Annotated in this window: 19 protein-coding genes and 2 pseudogenes; 10 read left to right on the top strand and 11 right to left on the bottom strand. The window is 65.5% G+C overall.

The annotated features are described in order from the left end of the window. Positions 1 to 13: 13 nt before the first annotated feature. Entirely contained in the window at positions 14 to 184 is a 171-nt protein-coding gene (locus MBELCI_RS20900) for a hypothetical protein (protein WP_021692127.1), read from the top strand. Here MBELCI_RS20900 and MBELCI_RS00355 read toward each other — a convergent pair. Then, positions 181 to 917, bottom strand: a pseudogene (locus tag MBELCI_RS00355) (alpha/beta hydrolase). The gene MBELCI_RS20900 and the pseudogene MBELCI_RS00355 overlap by 4 nt on opposite strands. 158 nt (positions 918 to 1,075) lie before the next feature. On the opposite strand from MBELCI_RS00355, the gene thrS reads away from it, so the two are divergent. Beyond that, a complete protein-coding gene (thrS, locus tag MBELCI_RS00360) occupies positions 1,076 to 3,031 on the top strand; it encodes a threonine--tRNA ligase (RefSeq protein ID WP_021692129.1) in 1,956 nt (651 codons plus the stop codon). A gap of 4 nt (positions 3,032 to 3,035) precedes the next feature. Here thrS and MBELCI_RS00365 read toward each other — a convergent pair whose 3' ends face one another. Next, positions 3,036 to 3,332, bottom strand: a complete 297-nt coding sequence (locus MBELCI_RS00365; RefSeq protein ID WP_045319507.1) for an arsenate reductase family protein — start codon at positions 3,330 to 3,332, stop codon at positions 3,036 to 3,038. 98 nt (positions 3,333 to 3,430) lie between these two features. Here MBELCI_RS00365 and MBELCI_RS00370 point away from each other — a divergent pair, with 98 nt between their 5' ends. Continuing rightward, the gene (locus tag MBELCI_RS00370) at positions 3,431 to 3,637 is read left to right on the top strand and encodes a cold-shock protein (protein ID WP_021692131.1); all 207 of its coding nucleotides are present in this window, start codon (positions 3,431 to 3,433) and stop codon (positions 3,635 to 3,637) included. A 16-nt stretch (positions 3,638 to 3,653) separates the two neighbouring features. Here MBELCI_RS00370 and MBELCI_RS20640 read toward each other — a convergent pair whose 3' ends face one another. After that, a complete protein-coding gene (locus MBELCI_RS20640; RefSeq protein ID WP_131505491.1) occupies positions 3,654 to 4,232 on the bottom strand; it encodes a hypothetical protein in 579 nt (192 codons plus the stop codon). Beyond that, positions 4,229 to 5,152, bottom strand: coding sequence for an FAD-dependent thymidylate synthase (gene thyX, locus MBELCI_RS00375; protein ID WP_021692132.1), 924 nt, complete (start codon positions 5,150 to 5,152; stop codon positions 4,229 to 4,231). Before thyX ends, MBELCI_RS20640 begins: the two co-directional genes overlap by 4 nt. Positions 5,153 to 5,309: 157 nt before the next feature. Here thyX and MBELCI_RS00380 point away from each other — a divergent pair, with 157 nt between their 5' ends. The 3 genes from MBELCI_RS00380 (at position 5,310) to MBELCI_RS00390 (ending at position 8,253) form a co-directional block, all read left to right on the top strand. Next, positions 5,310 to 6,395, top strand: a complete 1,086-nt coding sequence (locus tag MBELCI_RS00380) for a hypothetical protein (RefSeq protein WP_021692133.1) — start codon at positions 5,310 to 5,312, stop codon at positions 6,393 to 6,395. An 8-nt stretch (positions 6,396 to 6,403) separates the two neighbouring features. Beyond that, positions 6,404 to 7,753, top strand: a complete 1,350-nt coding sequence (locus tag MBELCI_RS00385) for a hypothetical protein (protein WP_021692134.1) — start codon at positions 6,404 to 6,406, stop codon at positions 7,751 to 7,753. A 71-nt stretch (positions 7,754 to 7,824) separates the two neighbouring features. Next, positions 7,825 to 8,253, top strand: coding sequence for a VOC family protein (locus MBELCI_RS00390; protein WP_021692135.1), 429 nt, complete (start codon positions 7,825 to 7,827; stop codon positions 8,251 to 8,253). A 48-nt stretch (positions 8,254 to 8,301) separates the two neighbouring features. On the opposite strand, the gene MBELCI_RS00395 is transcribed toward MBELCI_RS00390, so the two are convergent. The 3 genes from MBELCI_RS00395 to MBELCI_RS00405 all read right to left on the bottom strand — a co-directional run bounded on the left by MBELCI_RS00395 (position 8,302) and on the right by MBELCI_RS00405 (position 9,581). Next, on the bottom strand, positions 8,302 to 8,811 hold the full coding sequence (locus MBELCI_RS00395; RefSeq protein WP_045319527.1) for a MarR family winged helix-turn-helix transcriptional regulator: 510 nt from the start codon (positions 8,809 to 8,811) through the stop codon (positions 8,302 to 8,304). A gap of 81 nt (positions 8,812 to 8,892) precedes the next feature. Beyond that, positions 8,893 to 9,198 carry a succinate dehydrogenase assembly factor 2 gene (locus tag MBELCI_RS00400; protein WP_021692137.1) on the bottom strand — a complete coding sequence of 102 codons (306 nt, stop codon included), beginning with the start codon at positions 9,196 to 9,198 and terminating at the stop codon, positions 8,893 to 8,895. Continuing rightward, positions 9,195 to 9,581: a helix-turn-helix domain-containing protein gene (locus MBELCI_RS00405; protein ID WP_021692138.1), complete on the bottom strand. Its 387-nt coding sequence runs from the start codon at positions 9,579 to 9,581 to the stop codon at positions 9,195 to 9,197. The genes MBELCI_RS00400 and MBELCI_RS00405 overlap by 4 nt, the downstream gene beginning before the upstream one ends. Before the next feature lie 126 nt (positions 9,582 to 9,707). Between MBELCI_RS00405 and MBELCI_RS00410 the strand changes: the two genes are divergently transcribed. After that, a complete protein-coding gene (locus tag MBELCI_RS00410) occupies positions 9,708 to 10,910 on the top strand; it encodes a pyridoxal phosphate-dependent aminotransferase (protein ID WP_045319509.1) in 1,203 nt (400 codons plus the stop codon). Positions 10,911 to 10,923: 13 nt separating this feature from the next. After that, positions 10,924 to 11,334: a hypothetical protein gene (locus MBELCI_RS00415; protein ID WP_200861237.1), complete on the top strand. Its 411-nt coding sequence runs from the start codon at positions 10,924 to 10,926 to the stop codon at positions 11,332 to 11,334. Between the two features lie 3 nt (positions 11,335 to 11,337). On the opposite strand, the gene MBELCI_RS00420 is transcribed toward MBELCI_RS00415, so the two are convergent. From MBELCI_RS00420 to MBELCI_RS00430, 3 genes are all read right to left on the bottom strand, one after another. Further along, positions 11,338 to 11,946: a DedA family protein gene (locus tag MBELCI_RS00420; RefSeq protein WP_021692141.1), complete on the bottom strand. Its 609-nt coding sequence runs from the start codon at positions 11,944 to 11,946 to the stop codon at positions 11,338 to 11,340. 33 nt (positions 11,947 to 11,979) lie between these two features. Then, positions 11,980 to 13,371 (bottom strand): MATE family efflux transporter, encoded by a 1,392-nt coding sequence (locus MBELCI_RS00425; protein WP_021692142.1) that lies wholly within the window; start codon positions 13,369 to 13,371, stop codon positions 11,980 to 11,982. A 69-nt stretch (positions 13,372 to 13,440) separates the two neighbouring features. Next, positions 13,441 to 14,331 (bottom strand): NAD-dependent epimerase/dehydratase family protein, encoded by an 891-nt coding sequence (locus MBELCI_RS00430; RefSeq protein WP_021692143.1) that lies wholly within the window; start codon positions 14,329 to 14,331, stop codon positions 13,441 to 13,443. A 65-nt stretch (positions 14,332 to 14,396) separates the two neighbouring features. Here MBELCI_RS00430 and MBELCI_RS00435 point away from each other — a divergent pair, with 65 nt between their 5' ends. Together MBELCI_RS00435 and parE are read left to right on the top strand one after the other, a co-directional pair. Further along, entirely contained in the window at positions 14,397 to 15,683 is a 1,287-nt protein-coding gene (locus MBELCI_RS00435; protein WP_021692144.1) for an alpha/beta hydrolase family protein, read from the top strand. Between the two features lie 140 nt (positions 15,684 to 15,823). Continuing rightward, positions 15,824 to 17,777: pseudogene (gene parE / locus MBELCI_RS00440) on the top strand (DNA topoisomerase IV subunit B). Here the strand turns inward: parE and MBELCI_RS20645 are convergent. Next, a complete protein-coding gene (locus tag MBELCI_RS20645) occupies positions 17,774 to 18,502 on the bottom strand; it encodes an AbiU2 domain-containing protein (protein ID WP_131505492.1) in 729 nt (242 codons plus the stop codon). The pseudogene parE and the gene MBELCI_RS20645 sit on opposite strands and share 4 nt — an antisense overlap. Positions 18,503 to 18,514 lie beyond the last annotated feature (12 nt).

Consider the following 18,514-nt stretch of genomic DNA (forward strand, 5'->3'; position numbering starts at 1 on the left):
TAAGGAGGCCGCCATGCGCCAGCCCGCCCCGAACTTCACCAACGCTTTTCTCGCCACGCTCGGCGTGATGCTGTTCATGGGGCTGCTGACCGCGGGGGCGATCTGGGGCTGGGCCGGGGTGATCTTCGGCGCGCTGGGCTTTGACGGCCTCTCCCGCCCCATCGCCCGCCGCGCTCGGCGCTAGGCCCGCGCCGAAATCTCGGCCACGCTCGATGCGATCAGATCGAGACAGTCGGGCGTGGAAAAGCGGTGATCGGCCCCGTCGACCAGCGTCAGCCGCATGTCCGGCCCTTCGGCATGTTCGAACAGCCGCAGCGCCGTGGCGACCGAGACATCCTCGTCCGCCGTGCCTTGCAAAAAGCGTACCGGAAACGGCAGCAGCAGCGGACTGCGCAGCACGAGGTTGCCGCGCCCCTCCTCGATCAGCCGCCGGGTGATGCGCAGCGGGTCGCCGTAATCGGAAGGGTGGTCGAGATAGCCCTCGACCTCGAAGCGGGTCCGCATCTCGCCGGTCATCCCGGCCCAGAACCCATCCTCGGTAAAGTCGGGCGCCGCGGCGATGGTGACGAGGCCCGCCACCTTCTCGGGCACCGCACGGGCCAGCAGCAGCGAGATCCAGCCCCCCATCGAGGAGCCGACAAGGATCTGGGGTCCTCTCGTCAGCGACAGCGCCGCCGCCGCGTCCTCGGCCCAATCGCCGATCGCCCCCTCCTCGAACGTGCCGCCGCTGCTGCCATGGCTGAATAGTCGAACCGCAGGAAGGCGCGGCCCTGCCGCTTGGCCCAGTCTTCGAGAAACACCGCCTTGGTGCCCTCCTTGTCCGAGCGGAAACCGCCCAGAAACACCACGCCCGGCCCCTCGCCCGGCGTATGGTCATAGGCGATACGGCGGCCCTGTGGGCTGGTGAACTCGGGCATGGCTCTCTCCGTTCGGGGTCGGCCCGCAGCATCGAAGCGCGCGCGCCCGATGGCAAGCCCCGCGCTTGACAGCTCGGCCCTGCCCGATCATCAAGCCCCTCACGCATATAACCCGCAACCGGGCGTTCCGTGGGCGCCAAACCGACGAGGAGGCCGACATGGCCCAGATCTCCCTCACCTTTCCCGACGGCAACAGCCGCGACTACCCCGCAGGCGTCACCGCCGCCGAGGTGGCGCAGTCGATTTCGCCCAGCCTCGCCAAGAAGGCCATCTCCGCCGATGTGAACGGCAATCACTGGGACCTGAGCTGGCCGATCCAACATGACAGCCAGATCGCCATTCACTCGACCAAGGACGAAGCGCCCTCGCTCGAACTGATGCGCCATGCCTTCGCGCATGTGATGGCCCGCGCGGTGCAGGAGATCTGGCCCGACGTGAAGGTCACCATCGGCCCGGTCACCGAGAATGGCTGGTTCTACGACTTCGACCGCTCCGAGCCCTTCACCCCCGAAGACCTCGGCGCGATCGAGAAGAAGATGAAGGAAATCATCGCCAAGTCCGAGCCGATCCGCAACGAGGTGTGGGACCGGGCGCAGGCGCGCGCCTACTATCAGGAGCGCGGCGAGACCTTCAAGATCGAGCTTCTCGACCGCATCCCCGAGGACGCACCGATCCGCATGTACTGGCATGGCGAGTGGCAGGATCTCTGCCGCGGTCCGCATCTTCAGCATCTGGGCCAGCTGCCGGCCGACGCGTTCAAGCTGATGGGCGTCTCGGGTGCCTACTGGTTCGGCGACGTGTCGCGGCCGCAGCTGCAGCGCATCTCGGGCGTCGGTTTCCGCAACCGCGACGAGCTCAAGGCGCATCTGACCATGCTGGAGGAGGCCGCCAAGCGCGACCACCGCAAGCTCGGCCGCGAGATGGACCTGTATCACCTGCAGGAGGAAGCGCCGGGCATGGTGTTCTGGCACCCGAACGGCTGGACCGTCTACCGCGCGCTCGAAGACTACATGCGCCGCCGCCAGAACGCCGCCGGTTACCGCGAAATCCGCACGCCGCAGGTCGTCGACCGGGTGCTGTGGGAGCGGTCGGGCCACTGGGAGGCGTATCGCGAGAACATGTTCATCGTCGAGGTGGACGAGGAAGGCGCGAAGGAAAAGCGCACCAATGCGCTCAAACCCATGAACTGCCCCTGCCACGTGCAGGTGTACAATCAGGGCCTCAAATCCTACCGCGACCTGCCGCTCAGGCTCGCGGAGTTCGGCTCCTGCCACCGCTACGAATCCTCGGGCTCCATGCACGGGCTGATGCGGGTGCGCGGCTTCGTGCAGGACGACGCGCATATCTTCTGCACCGAAGACCAGCTGGAGCAGGAATGCGCCGACTTCATCGGCCTGCTGGCTTCGGTCTATCACGATCTCGGCTTCGAGAAGTTCGACATCAAGCTCTCGACCCGGCCCGAGACCCGCGTGGGTTCGGACGAGATCTGGGACAAAGCCGAGACTGCGCTCGAAAAGGCGATCCAGAAGGCCGGGGCGGAGTATACCGTCGATCCGGGCGAAGGCGCGTTCTATGGCCCCAAGCTCGACTTCAAGCTCACCGACGCGATCGGGCGCGAGTGGCAGTGCGGCACCTTCCAGGCCGATTTCAACCTGCCCGACCGGCTGGATGCGGAGTTCGTCAACGAAAAGGGCGACAAGGCGCGGCCCGTCATGCTGCACCGCGCGATCCTTGGCTCGTTCGAGCGGTTCTTGGGCATCCTGATCGAGAACCACGCCGGTCGCCTGCCGCTCTGGCTCGCACCGCGTCAGGTCGTCGTGGCCTCGATCGTCTCGGATGCCGACGACTACGTGCACGAGGTGGTCGCGGCGCTGCGACGCGCCGGCATCCGCGCCGAGGCCGACACCCGCAACGAGAAGATCAACTACAAGGTGCGCGAGCATTCGGTCGGCAAGGTGCCGGTGATCCTCGCCATCGGCGGCCGCGAGGTCGAGGAGCGCACCGTCAGCCTGCGTCGCTTGGGCGAGAACCGCTCCGAGGTGCTGCCGCTCGACGACGTTCTGACGCGCCTCCGCGACGAGGCGACGCCGCCGGACCTGCGCCGCGCGGGCTGAGGCCCTAGACCCCTTGGCGGTAGGCCCCGCCCTCTTCGATCACCGGGCGCTTCAGAAGCGCCGGGTGATCCTCCAGAAGCCCGGCCACTGGCCGGGCTTTTTCGTCCTCGCCCAGCCCCCGCCACGTGGTCGAGGAGCGGTTGATCGCACGGTCGCCAAAGGCCGCGACGATCGCCGCGCGCTCCTCCGCCTCCAGAGGCTCCGCCCGCACGTCGACCAGCACTGGATCATGCCCTTGCGCGGTCAGCGCCTTCATCGCGGCGCGCGTCTTGTCGCAGTTCTTCAGCCCGAGAACCCGCATCTTTCCCTCCACATGTGATTTGCCTTTCAGTGCCGCGCCTACTGTCCTTGGCAACCGCAAGGCGTGCGGTCGCAGTTCCAGTGACGGGAGTATGTGCCATGCCGAAGGGCACCGTGAAATGGTTCAACACCACCAAGGGCTATGGTTTCATCGCGCCGGAGGATGGCGGCAAGGACATCTTCGTCCACATCTCGGCGGTGGAACGCTCCGGCCTCACCGGCCTCGCCGATGACGAGCCGGTGGAGTTCGAGTTGATCGAAGGGCGGGATGGTCGGGAGATGGCGGGGAATTTGCGGAAAGTTTAACAATCGTTCTTCAGATTTACTCAACGTGGAACTGATATGGAGCGACTTGAGATAGGAACTCCTCCCTATCCCGGTCACTTTTCGTCATAAAGCCCTCAATATTTACATACTTTAATGCAATCCTGCCTGATGCAGATACTTTATAGAGGTCATAGGGGTCGCCCAACATATAAGCGGCGACATAGTACCGCTCTATGTATCCGTTCTTTCTTAACAATCTCACATCAGGATGACTTGACCGCAGTTGGGTTGCATCTGGCTCCTGACTTTCGACAAGACTAAGAATTACTTGAGGTCGGAGCGAAAGGTTGGAATTTGCCGCACCCCAATGCCGTACCATGCATTTGTATATACCAATAATTCTTCCCCACAGGCTTTTTACCACCTCAAAGGCAAACAAGGCCAGCGCCACACACAAGACGATAAAAAGCAAATATTTTGCGTTTGAGAACGATGCCTCTATTTCGTTTTTGGCAAGATATTCAAAAGGATCTTTGATCGACAGGTAGGGCACTGTGATCCCGATGAGTATCATCCGGGCAGGCGTAAATAGGTGGCCCATCTTTATAGTAAGCCAAGACCAAATCTCGCTCATTTTCCAACGATAGCCTCAAACTCCCGCCACTCCCGAGCACTCATCCCGGACGTCTCCTGAGTCACCTCCTCCCCAGCGAGCATCCGACGCAGGCACTTTACACCGGAAGCTGAAAGCGTCACCCCCCCGAGGCGATACTCCTCGAAGGCGCGGTAGGCGGCGGGCACCCAGTCCCTGACCATCTCGCAGATTGCGTCGGCATAGACCCGGATCTCGTATTGCGCGTGGGGATCGGCGCGCAGGCGCAGGAAGTGAAACAGGTTGTGCAGGTCCACCTTCCAATACCACTGCGTGTAGATGTTGGCGGGCAGGTTCATCCGCGCCAGTTCGCGCGCGAGGCCCTGCTGGCCTCCCCCATCAGGTGACGTGTCCGAGATCATCGCCTCGTAATGGTCATAGGCGCGATGCGCGTCTTCGCGCAGCCAGTCGAGCACGCGGGCCGATTCCTCCGCGCCCAGCACATCGCCCCGGCCCTGATTGTTCTGGCTCGACTGCGCGGCGAGGTCTTCAGGCCGCGGGATGTAGAACTCCCGGTCGAGGATCGAGTAGCGGGCGGAGTATTCGTTGACGTTAGCGGTGCGGTGGCGGATCCACTGGCGCGCGACGAAGACGGGCAGCTTCACGTGCAGCTTCAGCTCGCACATCTCGAACGGCGTCGAGTGCCAGTGCCGCATCAGGTAGCGGATCAGCCCCTCGTCGTTCTGCACCGACTTGGTGCCGCGCCCGTAGCTGACGCGCGCCGCCTGACAGATCGCGGCGTCGTCGCCCATGTAGTCGATCATCCGCACGAAGCCGTGGTCGAGCACCGGCATCGCGCGGTAGAGGTGCTTTTCGGCCCCGTCCGAGACGGCGCGCAGGGTGGATCGGGGGGTGGCGCGCAGATCGGCGATCTCGGCGTCCTGCTCGGGCGTCAGCGGCATGGGGGAGTCTCCTGAATCCGGGTCTGCCCATCCATAGCCGCCGCGTGGCAGGAGGGAAACAACCCCGCACCGGGACCGGCGCGCAGGGCGGCGCGCGTTGACACCCCCCCGCCCCGCCCGGACAGTCGGCGCGACACGCAGAGCCGAGGGCCGCCCGATGATCCGTCTTCTCTCCACCGCCGCGCTGCTGGCGCTTCTGACCGGCTGCGGCGATGGCCAGCCCTTCGAATTCGAGGGGGAGGAGACGACCGACGCCGGCGACGACACGACGCCCGACGCCCCGGACGACGACGATGGCTTTGACGGCGATATCGAGGTGCCGCCCGGCACCACCAACCCTACGCCCGACGATTCCATCGTGCGGTTCGAGCCCGAGGGCGAGGCGGGCGGCGGCTTCGTGCGGACGGTCTCCTACAATGCCGCTGCCCAGAGTTTCACCGTCGACAACCTCGCCTTCGACGGGGTCGGCCCCTATCAACCCAACGACAGCCCCGACACGCTCGGCGGCTATGCCGTGTTCGAGAGCGACCGGACCGTCACGGACAGGGTGAACGGCGAGGAGGTGGATCAGCTCGACTACCGCGCGATCTATGGGGTGAGCACCAACCGCACCACCGTGGATGGCGAGCGCCTGCCGGTGTCGCGCTTTGCGATCGTGCGCAGCGGCGATTTTACGGGCTATGGCTTCGGCGGCTTTCTCTACGAGCGCAACGGCGGCATGGAACTGCCGACCCGGCGCGACGGTCAGGCGGTTTTCGTGGGCGATTACGCGGGCCTGCGCGTCTTTGACGGGCGCGGTGGTCAGGAGCTGACCGAGGCCAAGATGAGCATCGCGGTCGATTTCACCGATTTCAACAGCTCGGAAGGTGTCGACGGGGTGCTCTATGACCGCCGCGCCTATACGCGTGACGGCGCCGACATCGTGGTCAACCGCAGCGGCTCCCGGCGCGAGGATGCCACGGGCACCGCCGTGCTCGACCTGCCGGTGGCCCGGTTCACCCTCGCCACCGGTTCGGTCACCGACGACGGCGAAATCCTCGGCTCCATCAGCAGCCGCGTCGCGGTTGACGGCAGGGTTCAGGATTATGAGGACGGCACCTATTACGGCATCATCGGCGGCGATCTCGACACGGGCGGCGAGGTGGTCGGCGTGCTGGTGATGACGTCGAACGATCCGCGATACGACGGTGTGACGGCGCAGGAGACCGGGGGCTTCATCCTGTACCGCGACGCCAACCGCTGATGCGGCCGATGCGTCTGCGGACCCTTGCCGCGACGGCGGTGCTGGCGCTCGGCCTGACGGGCCCTGCCACGGCGCAGACCACGCTCGACGCCGCAGGGCTGCGCGCGCTCGCGGTGTCCGAGATGGCGCGGGGCAATCTCGCGCAGGCCGAGACGATGGCGCGCGCGTTGCTGGCGCATGACCCCCGGGACGCCACGGCGCTGACGCTGGCCGCCGAAGGGGCCGTGGCGCGCGGCGACTGGGCCAGGGCGCAGGAATTGGCCCGGCGCGCCCATGCCCGCATCGAGGGACCGGCGCGGTTTCGCATGGCGCGCATCGTGGCTTTCGCCCTGGCCAAGCAGGGGCGCTTCACCCGGGCGCAGTTCTGGTTGCGCCGGGCCGAACCCGACGCGCCCGACCTACGTGCGGCCGCCGGGCTGGCACGCGACTACCGCATGGTCGCGTCGCGAAACCCGCTATCCTTCCGGCTGGGGCTGAACGTGGCGCCGTCGTCGAACGTCAACGGCGGCAGCCGCGCGCGGACCCTGACGCTGCCCGGCCTGCCTTTCGAGTTCGAGCTGTCCGGTGACGCGCGGGCTTTGTCGGGTCTTGCGGTCACCGGCTCGGTAGAGCTTGGCTACGACCTGCCGCCCCTCCCGACCGGCCCCGTGCGGCTCGATTTTCGCGCCATGGGGCGGACCTACCGGCTCAGCGACAGCGCGCGGGCGCAGGCGCCGGAAGCGCGGGGCCGGGATTTCGCACAGGCGGTACTGGGCTTTGGCGCGAACCACCGGCTGTTGCGCAGCGGTGCCCCGCCGATCGACCTTTCGGCCGAGCTGGCGCGAACCTGGTACGGGGGCGAACCCTATCTGGACACGCTGCGGCTTGGGGCTTCGCGGGGCGTGGCGCTCGATGCCGGGCGCAGGCTAGAGCTGTCGCTCGGGCTGGAGCGGGTGGAGCGACGCGACATAACGGCGGACTGGTGGATGCCGTCGGTCGGCGCGGTGTTGCGGCAGCGGGTCGGCGATGACCGGCTCGACCTCACGGCCCGGCTGCGCGACCTGCGCAGCGACCGGCCCGACACCGGCCACGAAAGTGTCGCACTCGGAGCCGACTACAGATTCGGGCGGAGCTTTGGCCCGGCGCGGCTCGGCCTTGGAATCGAGGGCGAATGGCGCGATTACGATGCCTCGCGCTATACTACGGGCGGGCGCGACGACCGATCGCTGCGGCTTGATGCGCGGATCGGATTGCCCGATCTCGGGCGCTACGGATTCTATCCCGAAGTGGGGCTGAGCGCCGAGCGGGTCTGGTCGCAGGTCGATCTGTTCGATGAGGAAACCCTGACCCTGGATCTCGGCCTGCGTTCGGCCTTCTAAGGTGCGGCACTGGCGGCGGGCGCGTGGCGTGCTAGGCTCCGTGCCGCACCGCAACGAGGAGGCCGCGCGCAATGGCATTGAAATATCTGCACACCATGGTTCGAGTGAAGGACCTCGAGAAGAGCATGGCCTTTTACGAACTGCTCGGCCTCAGGGAGACCAGCCGCAAGGAGAGCGAAGGCGGGCGCTTCACCCTCGTCTTCATGGCCCCTCCCGGTCAGGAGGAATGCCCGGTCGAGTTGACCTGGAACTGGGACGGCGACGAGGGGCTACCCTCCGACAGCCGCCATTTCGGCCACCTCGCCTACCGGGTGGACGACATCTACGAGACCTGCCGTCACCTTCAGGAGAACGGCGTCACGATCAACCGGCCGCCGCGCGACGGGCACATGGCCTTTGTGCGTTCGCCCGACAACGTCTCGATCGAGCTTTTGCAGGAGGGCGACGCCCTTCCGGCGCAAGAGCCTTGGGCCAGCATGGAAAACTCCGGCCACTGGTAAGGCCCTGACCCTAGCCCCGCAGCCGTCACGACAGGGGCGGCGGCGGGGTCAGTAGATATAGCGGATCTGATCGGTCCAGTAGCGTTCGATCCGGCGCAGCGACATGGTGATGTCGTCGATCCCGGTCTGGTCAAGCACGCCGCGCGACAGCATCCCCGCCGCATGGCTCTCGAAAAGCGTATCGACGATGTCGCGGATGCGCCGCCCATTCTCGGTCAGGCGCACGCGCACCGACCGGCGATCGATCTGACAGCGCTGGTGGTGCATATAGCCCGCCTCGACCAGCTTCTTGAGATTGTAGCTGACATTGCTGCCCTGATAGTAGCCGCGCGACTTCAGCTCGCCCGCCGTCACCTCGTTGTCACCCACATTGAACAGCAGCAAGGCCTGCACGGCGTTGATCTCGATCACGCCGACACGCTCGAACTCGTCCTTGATCACGTCGAGCAGCAGCCGGTGCAGCCGCTCCACGAGGGTGAGGCTGTCGAGATAGCTCGTCATGAAGGCCATATCCCGCGCTCCGCGCAGCGCCGGCTCCAAAGAGGAATGCACACTCATCATCAAATCTCCGTTCTGCCCGCTCGAAGGCAGGATTGCGGCAGAATGACAAAGAAACGGTTAAATTTCCTCGGGCTGGGGTCAGCGCGGGCGGGTCACGCCGCGCGCGCCGTCGGCGATCTCGGCCACGAGGGCGGCATATCGCTCCGGGACCGGAAGGGCGCCCGACACCCAAGCATAGAGGTCGTGGTCGTTCTCGGACAAAAGCCGGTCGTAAAGTCCGAGCTCCGCATCGCTCATCGCCGCAACGCGCCGGCTGGCGAAGTCCTGCAGGATCAGATCCATCTCCTTGATGCCGCGCCGCATCGAGCGCATCTGCAGGCGCCGTTCGCGGGTATCGCGAGGTTCGTCCGAGGGCGCTTCGGCCTCGATCGGCAGCCCGCTCACGAGGCCCCCTCCACGCTGCGCTTGAGTCGCTTTTCCAAGGTCGCCATGCGCTCGGCGGCCTGCACCATTTCGGCGCGCAGCACTCGCATTTCGGAGAGGATCTCTGACAGGGCCATGGGCGGCGTCTCGGAGGTGGGGGCCTCGGGGCCATCGCCGCGCCCGGTCAGGAGCCAGCTCAGCGATACGTTGAGCATACCCGCGAGCATCTGCAGCCGGTTGGCGCGGGGCTCGTCCATGTCGTCTTCCCAAGCCTGCAGGGTGGACACCTCTACCCCGATCCGTGTCGCCAGCGCCTCCTGGCTCAGCCCCGCGCCCTCGCGCGCACCGGCCAGCCTGTCGCCGAAAGTGGCGGCCGTTTCGCTGTAATAGCCCTCATCCTGCATCACGCGTCCCTTCCCGGCTAGCGCCGCTTGATGGCGGCCTGCCCTCGCCATATGACATGCGCGACGCCGCGTTTCCAGAACAGCGACGACCTGCCACACCCGCCTTGCGACATCCCGGAGCCCGCCATGCCGTTTCTCTCCGACACCCTCTCGCGGGTGAAGCCCTCGCCCACCATCGCAATGACCAACAAGGCGGCCGAGCTGAAGGCCGAAGGCCGCGACATCATCGGCCTCTCGGCGGGCGAGCCCGATTTCGACACCCCCGCCAACATCGCCGAAGCCGGGCGCCGCGCGATCGCGGAAGGCCGCACCCGCTACACCGCCGTCGACGGCATCCCCGAGTTGAAGCGCGCGATCTGCGTCAAGTTCAAACGCGACAATGATCTCGACTACACGCCCTCGCAGGTGAGCGTCGGCACCGGCGGCAAGCAGGTGCTCTACAATGCGCTGATGGCGACGCTGAACCCCGGTGACGAGGTGATCATCCCGGCCCCCTACTGGGTAAGCTATCCCGACATGGTGCTGCTTGCGGGCGGCACGCCGGTCACCGTGGCCTGCGGCATCGCCGCCGGCTTCAAGATCACACCCGATCAGCTAGAGGCGGCGATCACCCCTGCGACCAAGTGGTTCCTGTTCAATTCGCCCTCGAACCCCACCGGCGCGGGCTATTCCTGGGATGAGCTAAAGGCGCTAAGCGAAGTGCTGCTGCGCCATCCCCATGTCTGGGTGATGACCGACGACATGTACGAGCACCTGACCTTCGGCGATTTCCGCTTCTGCACGCCCGCCCAGGTTGAGCCGGAACTCATGGGCCGCACGCTGACGGTCAACGGCGTCTCCAAAGCCTATGCGATGACCGGCTGGCGCATCGGCTATGCCGCCGGGCCCGAGGCGTTGATCCGCGCCATGGCCAAGGTACAATCGCAATCGACCTCGAACCCCAGTTCGGTGAGCCAATGGGCCGCCGTCGAGGCGCTCAACGGCCCGCAAGATTTCATCGCCACAAATAACACCGTATTCGAGCGGCGCCGCGACCTCGTGGTGGCGGGGTTGAACGCGGCGCCCGGCGTCACCTGCCCGGTGCCCGACGGGGCGTTCTACGTCTATCCCGACATCTCGGGCTGCATCGGCAAGACCAGTGCGGGCGGCACGGTGATCGGCGATGACGAGGCATTCGCCACGGCGCTTTTGGAGGAAGAGGGCGTCGCCGTCGTGTTCGGCGCGGCCTTCGGGCTTTCACCGAATTTCCGCGTCAGCTACGCTACATCGGACGCGGCGCTCGAAGACGCCTGCACCCGCATCCGCCGCTTCTGCGAAGAGCTGCGCTGAGCGAGGGATGATGATGACCGACCTGTCCGGCTACTATTTTCGCGTGAAGGAGACGGGCGGCACCATGTATCGCATTGGCGACGAGACCCGGCATCGCCGGGTCGACCTCGAGCAGGTCGCGGTGATCAATACCCGCAACGGCGATATCCGCGGTCCCGGCAACCGCCCCCTCGCGCCCGAGGATCAAGCCGCCGCCGAAACCTGGCTGACGCGGCGGCAGGCGATTCTCGCCGCGCGGCAGATCGACGACATCCACCGCGCCATCGATCACATGAACCTCACCGCGCAATGGGTACAGAGCCAAGCCAGCGCCGAGGATCTCGACGCGGTCACCGAGCCCTTGCTTCTCGCCATGCACGACCTGCGCACAATCCTCGTGCGCAAGAAGGCCGACCGGGTCGAGGCGGCGCGCAAGGAGGGCTGAGGCTCAGCTTTCCTTGCGGCGGCCCTTGCCGCGAAAGACGCGCCACAGGTAGAGCAGCACGATCACCCCGAGGATGCCGTTGGTCACCGGGTTGAGCCAGCCCTGCACCCGTTCGTATTGCGCCTCGAGCAGATAGCCCGCGCCGAACAATGCGCCGACCCAGATCAGCGATCCGGCGGTGGTGTAGGCGAGGAACTTGACCATACCCATACCTTGAATTCCGGCAGGCACCGAGATCAGCGTGCGCACCGTGGGGATCATCCGCCCGAAGAAGATCGCCGCGGCGCCGTGCCGCTCGAACCAGCCCAGCGCCTTTTCCACATCCTCACGTGACAGCGTCAGCCAGCGCCCGTGCCGATCGACCCAATCCATCAACCGCTCGCGCCCGAGCCTGCGGCCGACCTCGTACCAGATCCACGCCCCCGCGACCGAGCCGATCAGCCCCGCGATCAAGGTCAGCGCCGGGTGTGCCTCTCCCGTCGCGGCGTTGTAGCCCGCGAGCGGCATCACCAGTTCGGAGGGGATGGGGGGAAAGACGTTCTCGAGGAACATGAGAGCCGCGACGGCAAAGGCGCCGCCAGCGGCGATCCAGCTGGTGATGAAATCGAACATGGCCCGCCAACCCGCCAGCGGGCCATGTTGTTCCTAAGCTGCGGCGATCCGGACCGAACGCGACCAGAACCGCCACAGGAGCGTTACCGCCGCCAGCCCCAGCCCGACCACGAGGCCGAGCCAGACCCCCGCCGCGCCGAGGCCCAGCGGAAAGCCCAGCACATAGCCCGCAGGAAGGCCGATCACCCAGTAGCTGATTGCGGCGAGCACCATCGGCACGCCGGTGTCCTGCACCCCGCGCAGCAAGCCCAGCGCCATGACCTGGAGCGCGTCGACGATCTGGAACAGCGCGGCGAGCGACAACAGCGTGATGCCGGTGGCGACCACAAGGTCGCGCGCCGGGTCGCCGGGATCGACGAAGGCCGTGACGAAGGGTTCGGGCATGGAGATGAAGATCAGCGCCACCAGCCCCGCCGAGATTACCGACATCATGACGCCGGACTGACCGATCAGCCGCAGCGCCGTTTCGTCGCGGCGGCCCAATGCCCGGCCCGCGCGCACCGTCGCGGCCTGGCTCAGCCCGACCTGTACCATGAAGGCGACCGAGGTGACCTGCAACGCGATGCCATGCGCGGCCAAGGGCACCGCGCCGATCCAGCCGATCATCACGCCGGTGGCCACGAACAACCCCCCTTCGGCGAGGCTGGTCAGGCCGATCGGCGCGCCCAAGCGCAGCACCCGGCCCAGCACCTCGAGATCCGGCCGCCAGATGCGGCGCACGAGATCGTATTCGGGCAGCCGGCGCAGCGCATAGGCCATGAGCAGAACCGCCTGCAGGATCGCCATAGACAGCGAGGCGATGGCCGCGCCTTGAATGCCCAGCTCGGGCGCGCCCCAGTTCCCGAAGATCAGCGCGTAGTTCAGGAGCGCGTTGCACAGCGCCATGCCAAGCGTGCTCCACAGCAGCACGCCGGTGTGCTCCAGCGCCGAGAGGAACGAGCGCATCACCATCGCCACCAGCCCCGGCACCATCGCCCAGGCCGCGATCCGCAGATACGCCTCGCCCGCTGACGCGACCTGCGGCTCCTGCCCCAGCGCGAGAAAGATCTCTTCCGTCCACATCAGGGGCGGCACGAAGACCGCGGCATAGATCATGCCGACCCAGATCCCCATGCGGGTGACGCGCCGCACCATGACCGCATCATTCGCCTCGGCCGCCGTCGCCACGACCGGCATCACCGCCCAGGCAAAGCCCGAGCCGACGATGAAGATCAGGAAATAGAGCGACGTCGCCAGCGTCGCCGCCGCCAAAGCGGTGACGTCGTACCAGCCGAGCATCACCGTGTCGGTGACGTTCATCGCCATCTGCGCGAGGTTGGAGCCGATCAGCGGCAGCGCCAGCACAAGGAGCCTGCGCCCGTGCTGACGGCGGGTGACGGCCTCGAAGGGTCTCTCGGGGGCGGCGGGGATGTCTGCTTGCGTCATGCAAATCCCCTAGACCGCCCATGCCGTCCCCGTCCAGTTCGCGATTGTACGGGTGACGCCGAAACCGTCTCAGCCGTCCAGCGCGTCGCGCCAAGAATGCGCGGGCGCAAAGCCCAGCATCCGTTTGGCCTTGTCATTGGCATAGAAGGTCTCGTGCTCGCCCATCTCGCGGCGGATCTCGACGCCCTCGTAGAAGCGCGCCCGCACTTCGGCATTGCTCAGCCCGACCGAGAGATCGTCATTCGAGACGTTGAACACCTCGTAGCCCAGCCCGTCGGTGGCAAGGCATCGATCAACCATCTGGCCCAGATCGCGCGCGTCGATATAGGCAAAGATATTGCGGCGCCGCAGGCTCGGATCCTCGAGATAGGCCGGGAAAGCCTGCGCGTATTCATGCGGCTCGATCACGTTGTTGATCCGAAGCCCGTAGATGTCGAAGCCGGTGCGCGCCTGAAAGCTCTTTGCCGTCGCCTCGTTGACCACCTTGGACATGGCGTAGCTATCCTGCGGCACGGTCGGGTGCTCTTCGTCCACGGGAAGGTAGGCGGGCGTCACCTCGCCGTCGTGGAAGCATACGCCGTAGGTCGTCTCGGAGGAGGCGAAGATCACCTTGCGGATGCCGAGCTTGGCCGCGGCGTCGAGCAGGTTGTAGGTGCTCATCACGTTGACGCGGTAGGTCTCGTTGTCGGGCTTGAGCAGGATCCGGGGCACGGCGGCGAAATGCACGATGGCGTCGTAGCGCGGCACGCCGGTGCCCGGCTCCAGTTCGTCGAAGCCCGCATAGGCATGGGCCGCGTTGAACACCTGCCCCGCATCGGTAAGGTCGCAGATCAGGTTGTAAACGCCCGGATGATCGAGTGGCACCAGATCGAGGTTGGTGACACGGTGGCCACGTTCGAGCAGATACGGGATCGCGTGACGGCCGGCCTTGCCGGCGCCGCCGGTGAACAGAATGCGCATGGTTTCCTCCCTCGCGTCTTGCTCGAATGGTCATAGTGTGCCCCCATCCCGCCGCAACCCGGAGGATGAAGAATGACCAAGTTCCTGTTGGCCGCCGCGACGCTGATCGCGCACCCGCGATGGCCGAGAACCGCATCGACCGTATCCGCCCCGATGCGCCGGAGCTTGCGGCGCCGGGCGATCACGTGATCGGCGTCACCACCATGAGCTTCACCCGCGAAGCCGTGCCGGACGTGGCCCGCGCCACCGAGGACGGGGTCGAGGAGTACGACCGCGAGATCACTGTCGAGGTCTGGTACCCGGCGGCAGAGGGCACCGAAGCCGGTGGCAGCTATACCGCGCTCCTGCGCGACGGGGTGACCGAGGTGCAGCTTCGGGGCCGCGCCGCACGCGACGCCGCGCCGGCGGCGCAAGGGGCATTCCCGCTGGTCCTCGTCTCGCACGGCTATCCCGGCAACCGCTTCCTGATGAGCCATCTGGCCGAGAACATCGCCACCAAAGGCTATGTCGTGGCCTCGATCGACCATCCGGATTCGACCTATGACGACATGGGGCCGTTCGGCTCGACGCTGGTGAACCGTCCGCACGATCAGGCCTTCGTGCTCGATCGCATGGCCGGGCTGGACGACCCCATCGGCGCGATCACCGATGGCGACACGGCGGCGGTCATCGGCTACTCGATGGGCGGTTACGGCGCGCTCGTGCTCTCTGGCGCGGGCCTGACCGACACGTTCCGTGCCCTGCCCTATGCGCCGCCGCAGCAGCTTCTGGAGATCAACGCCATGGGGAGCGAGACGCTGGCCGCGCTGCCCGACGAACGGGTCCGGGCGGTGGTCGCGATCGGCCCGTGGGGCCGCAATCGCGAGGCCTGGGACGCCGAAGGGCTCTCGGCGATCGACACGCCCCTGATGCTGATCGCGGGCGGGGTGGACGACGTGTCGGGCTACGAGGCGATCCGCTCGATCTTCATGGAGACGACGCGGACCGAGCGGCACCTGCTGACCTTCGACAACGCCAACCACAACGCCGCGGCACCGATGCCCGCCCCCGAGGAGAGTTGGGCCGTCTCCGAGAGCTTGGGCTACGCGCCCTTCGACCATTACGCCGACCCGGTCTGGGACACGGTGCGGATGAACAACATCACCCAGCATTTCGTGACGGCGTTCCTCGATCTGCATCTCAAGTCGGACACCGCCAAGGCCGAATATCTCGACCTCGTGCCCGACAGCGCCGACGCGGTCTGGGACCGGGCAGAGGACGGCACCCCGCACGAGACCGACACCTACTGGACCGGTTTTGCCAACCGCAGCGCCAAGGGCCTGCGCTTCGAGACCCGCAACGTGGGCCAGTGACCGCGCGCCGGGGCCGCCCGCGCGGTCCCGGCCAGGCCAGCCCCGGCACAAAATAAGAACGAAGCCGTGCCGCCCCCGGCGTTGCCCCCGGCCCCGCCTCCGGGTTATATGGCCGGCACCCCAGAACAAGAGCAGTGCCCATGCCCGACGATCTTCTCTCCGGCGCCGAGCCGCCTACGATGCCTCCTCCATCGAAGTCCTCGAGGGGCTGGAGCCGGTGCGCAAGCGGCCCGGCATGTATATCGGCGGCACGGATGAGCGCGCGCTGCACCACCTCGTGGCCGAGGTGCTCGACAACTCCATGGACGAGGCCGTCGCCGGCCATGCCAACCGGATCGAGGTCGAGCTTCTGGCCGATTATTCGGTGGTGATCCGCGACAATGGCCGCGGCATCCCGATCGACCCGCATCCCAAGTTTCCGGGCAAGTCGGCGCTGGAGGTGATCCTCTGCACGCTGCATGCGGGCGGCAAGTTTTCGGGCAAAGCTACCAGACCTCGGGCGGCCTGCACGGCGTCGGCGCCTCGGTGGTCAACGCGCTGTCGGATCTGATGGTCGTGCAGGTCGCGCGCAACCGCGAGCTTTACGAGCAGCGGTTCTCGCGCGGCATCCCCCAAGGCCCGGTGGCCAAGATCGGCGCCGCTCCGAACCGGCGCGGCACCACCGTGACGTTCCACGCCGATGAGGAGATCTTCGGCCACCACCGCTTCAAGCCCGCGCGGCTTCTCAAGATGGTGCGCTCCAAGGCCTATCTCTTCTCGGGCGTCGAAATCCGCTGGAAGACGGAAATCGATGACGGCGAAACACCCAAAGAGGCCACCTTCCATTTTCCCGGCGGTCTTGCCGACTATCTCGCCGAAACCTTGGGCAAATCATCAACCTATGCCGACAAGCCCTTTGCCGGCACCGTCGAGTTCCGCGAGAAGTTCAACGTGCCGGGCAAGGTCGAATGGGCGGTGAACTGGACCCCCTCGCGCGACGGTTTCACCCAATCCTACTGCAACACCGTGCCGACGCCCGAGGGCGGCACCCACGAGGCCGGGTTCTGGGCCGCGATCCTCAAGGGCATCCGGGCCTATGGCGATCTCGTCAACAACAAGAAGGCGGGCCAGATCACCCGCGAGGACCTGATGACCGGCGGCTGCGCGCTGGTGTCGTGCTTCATCGCCGAGCCCGAATTCGTGGGCCAGACCAAGGACCGCCTCGCCACCACAGAGGCGCAGCGCCTCGTCGAGAACTCGGTGCGCGACCACTTCGACAACTGGCTCGCCTCCGACACCAAATCCGCCGGCGCGATCCTCGATTTCCTGATCCTGCGCGCCGAGGAGCGGCTGCGCCGCCGTCAGGAAAAGGAAACCGCCCGCAAGACCGCGACCAAGAAGCTGCGGCTGCCCGGCAAGCTCGTCGATTGCTCGGCCGTGAACCGCTCCGGGACCGAGCTTTTCATCGTGGAGGGCGATTCGGCGGGCGGATCGGCCAAGATGGCCCGCGATCGCAAGACGCAGGCGCTCTTGCCGCTCAGGGGCAAGATCCTCAACGTGCTGGGCGCGGCCTCGTCCAAGCTCGGGAGCAACCAGGAGATCAACGACCTCACACAGGCGCTGGGCGTCAGCTTAGGGTCGAAGTTCAACGTCGACGACCTGCGCTACGACAAGATCATCATCATGACCGACGCCGACGTCGACGGCGCGCATATCGCGGCGCTGCTGATGACCTTCTTCTTCAGCCAGATGCGGCCGATGATCGACCACGGACACCTGTATCTGGCCTGCCCGCCGCTCTACCGGCTGACCCAAGGGGCCAAGCGCCTCTACGTCGCCGACGACGCGGAGAAGGACCGGATGATGGCGAAGGGCCTTGGCGGCAAGGGCAAGATCGACGTGCAGCGCTTCAAGGGTCTGGGCGAGATGGACGCCAAGGATCTGAAGGAAACGACGATGGACCCCGGCTCGCGCAAGCTGATCCGCGTATCGATCAGCGACGACGAGCCGGGCGAAACGGCGGATCTGGTCGAGCGGCTGATGGGCAAGAAGCCTGAGCTGCGGTTTCAGTACATTCAGGAGAATGCACGGTTCGTTGAGGAATTGGACGTCTAGTCCACTTCCCAGTTCTCTACTGGGCGATGCACAACCCAAGAAGGATAATCTAATTCTTCTTGGGCCTCATCATACTTTCTTTCCTTCATTCTCTCTATTGCCTTCTCTTTTCGAGCCGAGCGCGCACGAACACCATCATACAGAGCCTTAAGGAAGAAAATTTCGTCGCTTGAAACATCCAGGATAGGTCGGGTTACTAAATGCACTCCAAGCCGAACTTCGGCCACTAGCTTTAGCAAGCGAGCGATCGCATCCAAGCAGTCGGAAACTTTTGATACACTTGCAACGTCGAGCTTGGCTCGCCCATTTCGGATATCATCATCAGAATGAGCCAACGACTTGTTGCGCCAGCTTCGTGCGAATGCTGATTTTTCGTTTAGATCTTGACAGAGAGCATCAAATCTCTCCTGATCGCCCGCATCCTTCAAAAAATCTCTCAGGCGGAAAATTGAAACGTTGCGTACGCCTCGCATGGCTGAGGGATCAGTTAATCTGCAAATTCCCAGAATAGTACTCTCGAACAGGGCTTTTTCTGTCAAGAATGCGACTGTACCCGAAGCTTCGTTGAACAACTCCACGCGATCTCGACTTGTACTGAACAAAGACTGGTAGATCTCCCACTGAGAGCGCAAGAAATACACGTCACTTTCGATATTCCTCATCAGCGCGCCGTCTTCGACCCCCAATGCCTCCTGTCTTCTGCTCAGAATATCATCACCACCCATGCTGAACTTCTC

This window comes from Limimaricola cinnabarinus LL-001, assembly GCF_000466965.1.
Taxonomy (GTDB): domain Bacteria; phylum Pseudomonadota; class Alphaproteobacteria; order Rhodobacterales; family Rhodobacteraceae; genus Limimaricola; species Limimaricola cinnabarinus.

Bases quoted from the DNA above. Each gene is read 5' to 3' on its own strand.
- MBELCI_RS20900 (WP_021692127.1), top strand. From the start codon at position 14: ATGCGCCAGCCCGCCCCGAACTTCACCAACGCTTTTCTCGCCACGCTC.
- thrS (WP_021692129.1), top strand. From the start codon at position 1,076: ATGGCCCAGATCTCCCTCACCTTTCCCGACGGCAACAGCCGCGACTAC.
- MBELCI_RS00365 (WP_045319507.1), bottom strand. From the start codon at position 3,332: ATGCGGGTTCTCGGGCTGAAGAACTGCGACAAGACGCGCGCCGCGATG.
- MBELCI_RS00370 (WP_021692131.1), top strand. From the start codon at position 3,431: ATGCCGAAGGGCACCGTGAAATGGTTCAACACCACCAAGGGCTATGGT.
- MBELCI_RS20640 (WP_131505491.1), bottom strand. From the start codon at position 4,232: ATGAGCGAGATTTGGTCTTGGCTTACTATAAAGATGGGCCACCTATTT.
- thyX (WP_021692132.1), bottom strand. From the start codon at position 5,152: ATGCCGCTGACGCCCGAGCAGGACGCCGAGATCGCCGATCTGCGCGCC.
- MBELCI_RS00380 (WP_021692133.1), top strand. From the start codon at position 5,310: ATGATCCGTCTTCTCTCCACCGCCGCGCTGCTGGCGCTTCTGACCGGC.
- MBELCI_RS00385 (WP_021692134.1), top strand. From the start codon at position 6,404: ATGCGTCTGCGGACCCTTGCCGCGACGGCGGTGCTGGCGCTCGGCCTG.
- MBELCI_RS00390 (WP_021692135.1), top strand. From the start codon at position 7,825: ATGGCATTGAAATATCTGCACACCATGGTTCGAGTGAAGGACCTCGAG.
- MBELCI_RS00395 (WP_045319527.1), bottom strand. From the start codon at position 8,811: ATGAGTGTGCATTCCTCTTTGGAGCCGGCGCTGCGCGGAGCGCGGGAT.
- MBELCI_RS00405 (WP_021692138.1), bottom strand. From the start codon at position 9,581: ATGCAGGATGAGGGCTATTACAGCGAAACGGCCGCCACTTTCGGCGAC.
- MBELCI_RS00410 (WP_045319509.1), top strand. From the start codon at position 9,708: ATGCCGTTTCTCTCCGACACCCTCTCGCGGGTGAAGCCCTCGCCCACC.
- MBELCI_RS00415 (WP_200861237.1), top strand. From the start codon at position 10,924: ATGACCGACCTGTCCGGCTACTATTTTCGCGTGAAGGAGACGGGCGGC.
- MBELCI_RS00420 (WP_021692141.1), bottom strand. From the start codon at position 11,946: ATGTTCGATTTCATCACCAGCTGGATCGCCGCTGGCGGCGCCTTTGCC.
- MBELCI_RS00425 (WP_021692142.1), bottom strand. From the start codon at position 13,371: ATGACGCAAGCAGACATCCCCGCCGCCCCCGAGAGACCCTTCGAGGCC.
- MBELCI_RS00430 (WP_021692143.1), bottom strand. From the start codon at position 14,331: ATGCGCATTCTGTTCACCGGCGGCGCCGGCAAGGCCGGCCGTCACGCG.
- MBELCI_RS00435 (WP_021692144.1), top strand. From the start codon at position 14,397: ATGAAGAATGACCAAGTTCCTGTTGGCCGCCGCGACGCTGATCGCGCA.
- MBELCI_RS20645 (WP_131505492.1), bottom strand. From the start codon at position 18,502: ATGGGTGGTGATGATATTCTGAGCAGAAGACAGGAGGCATTGGGGGTC.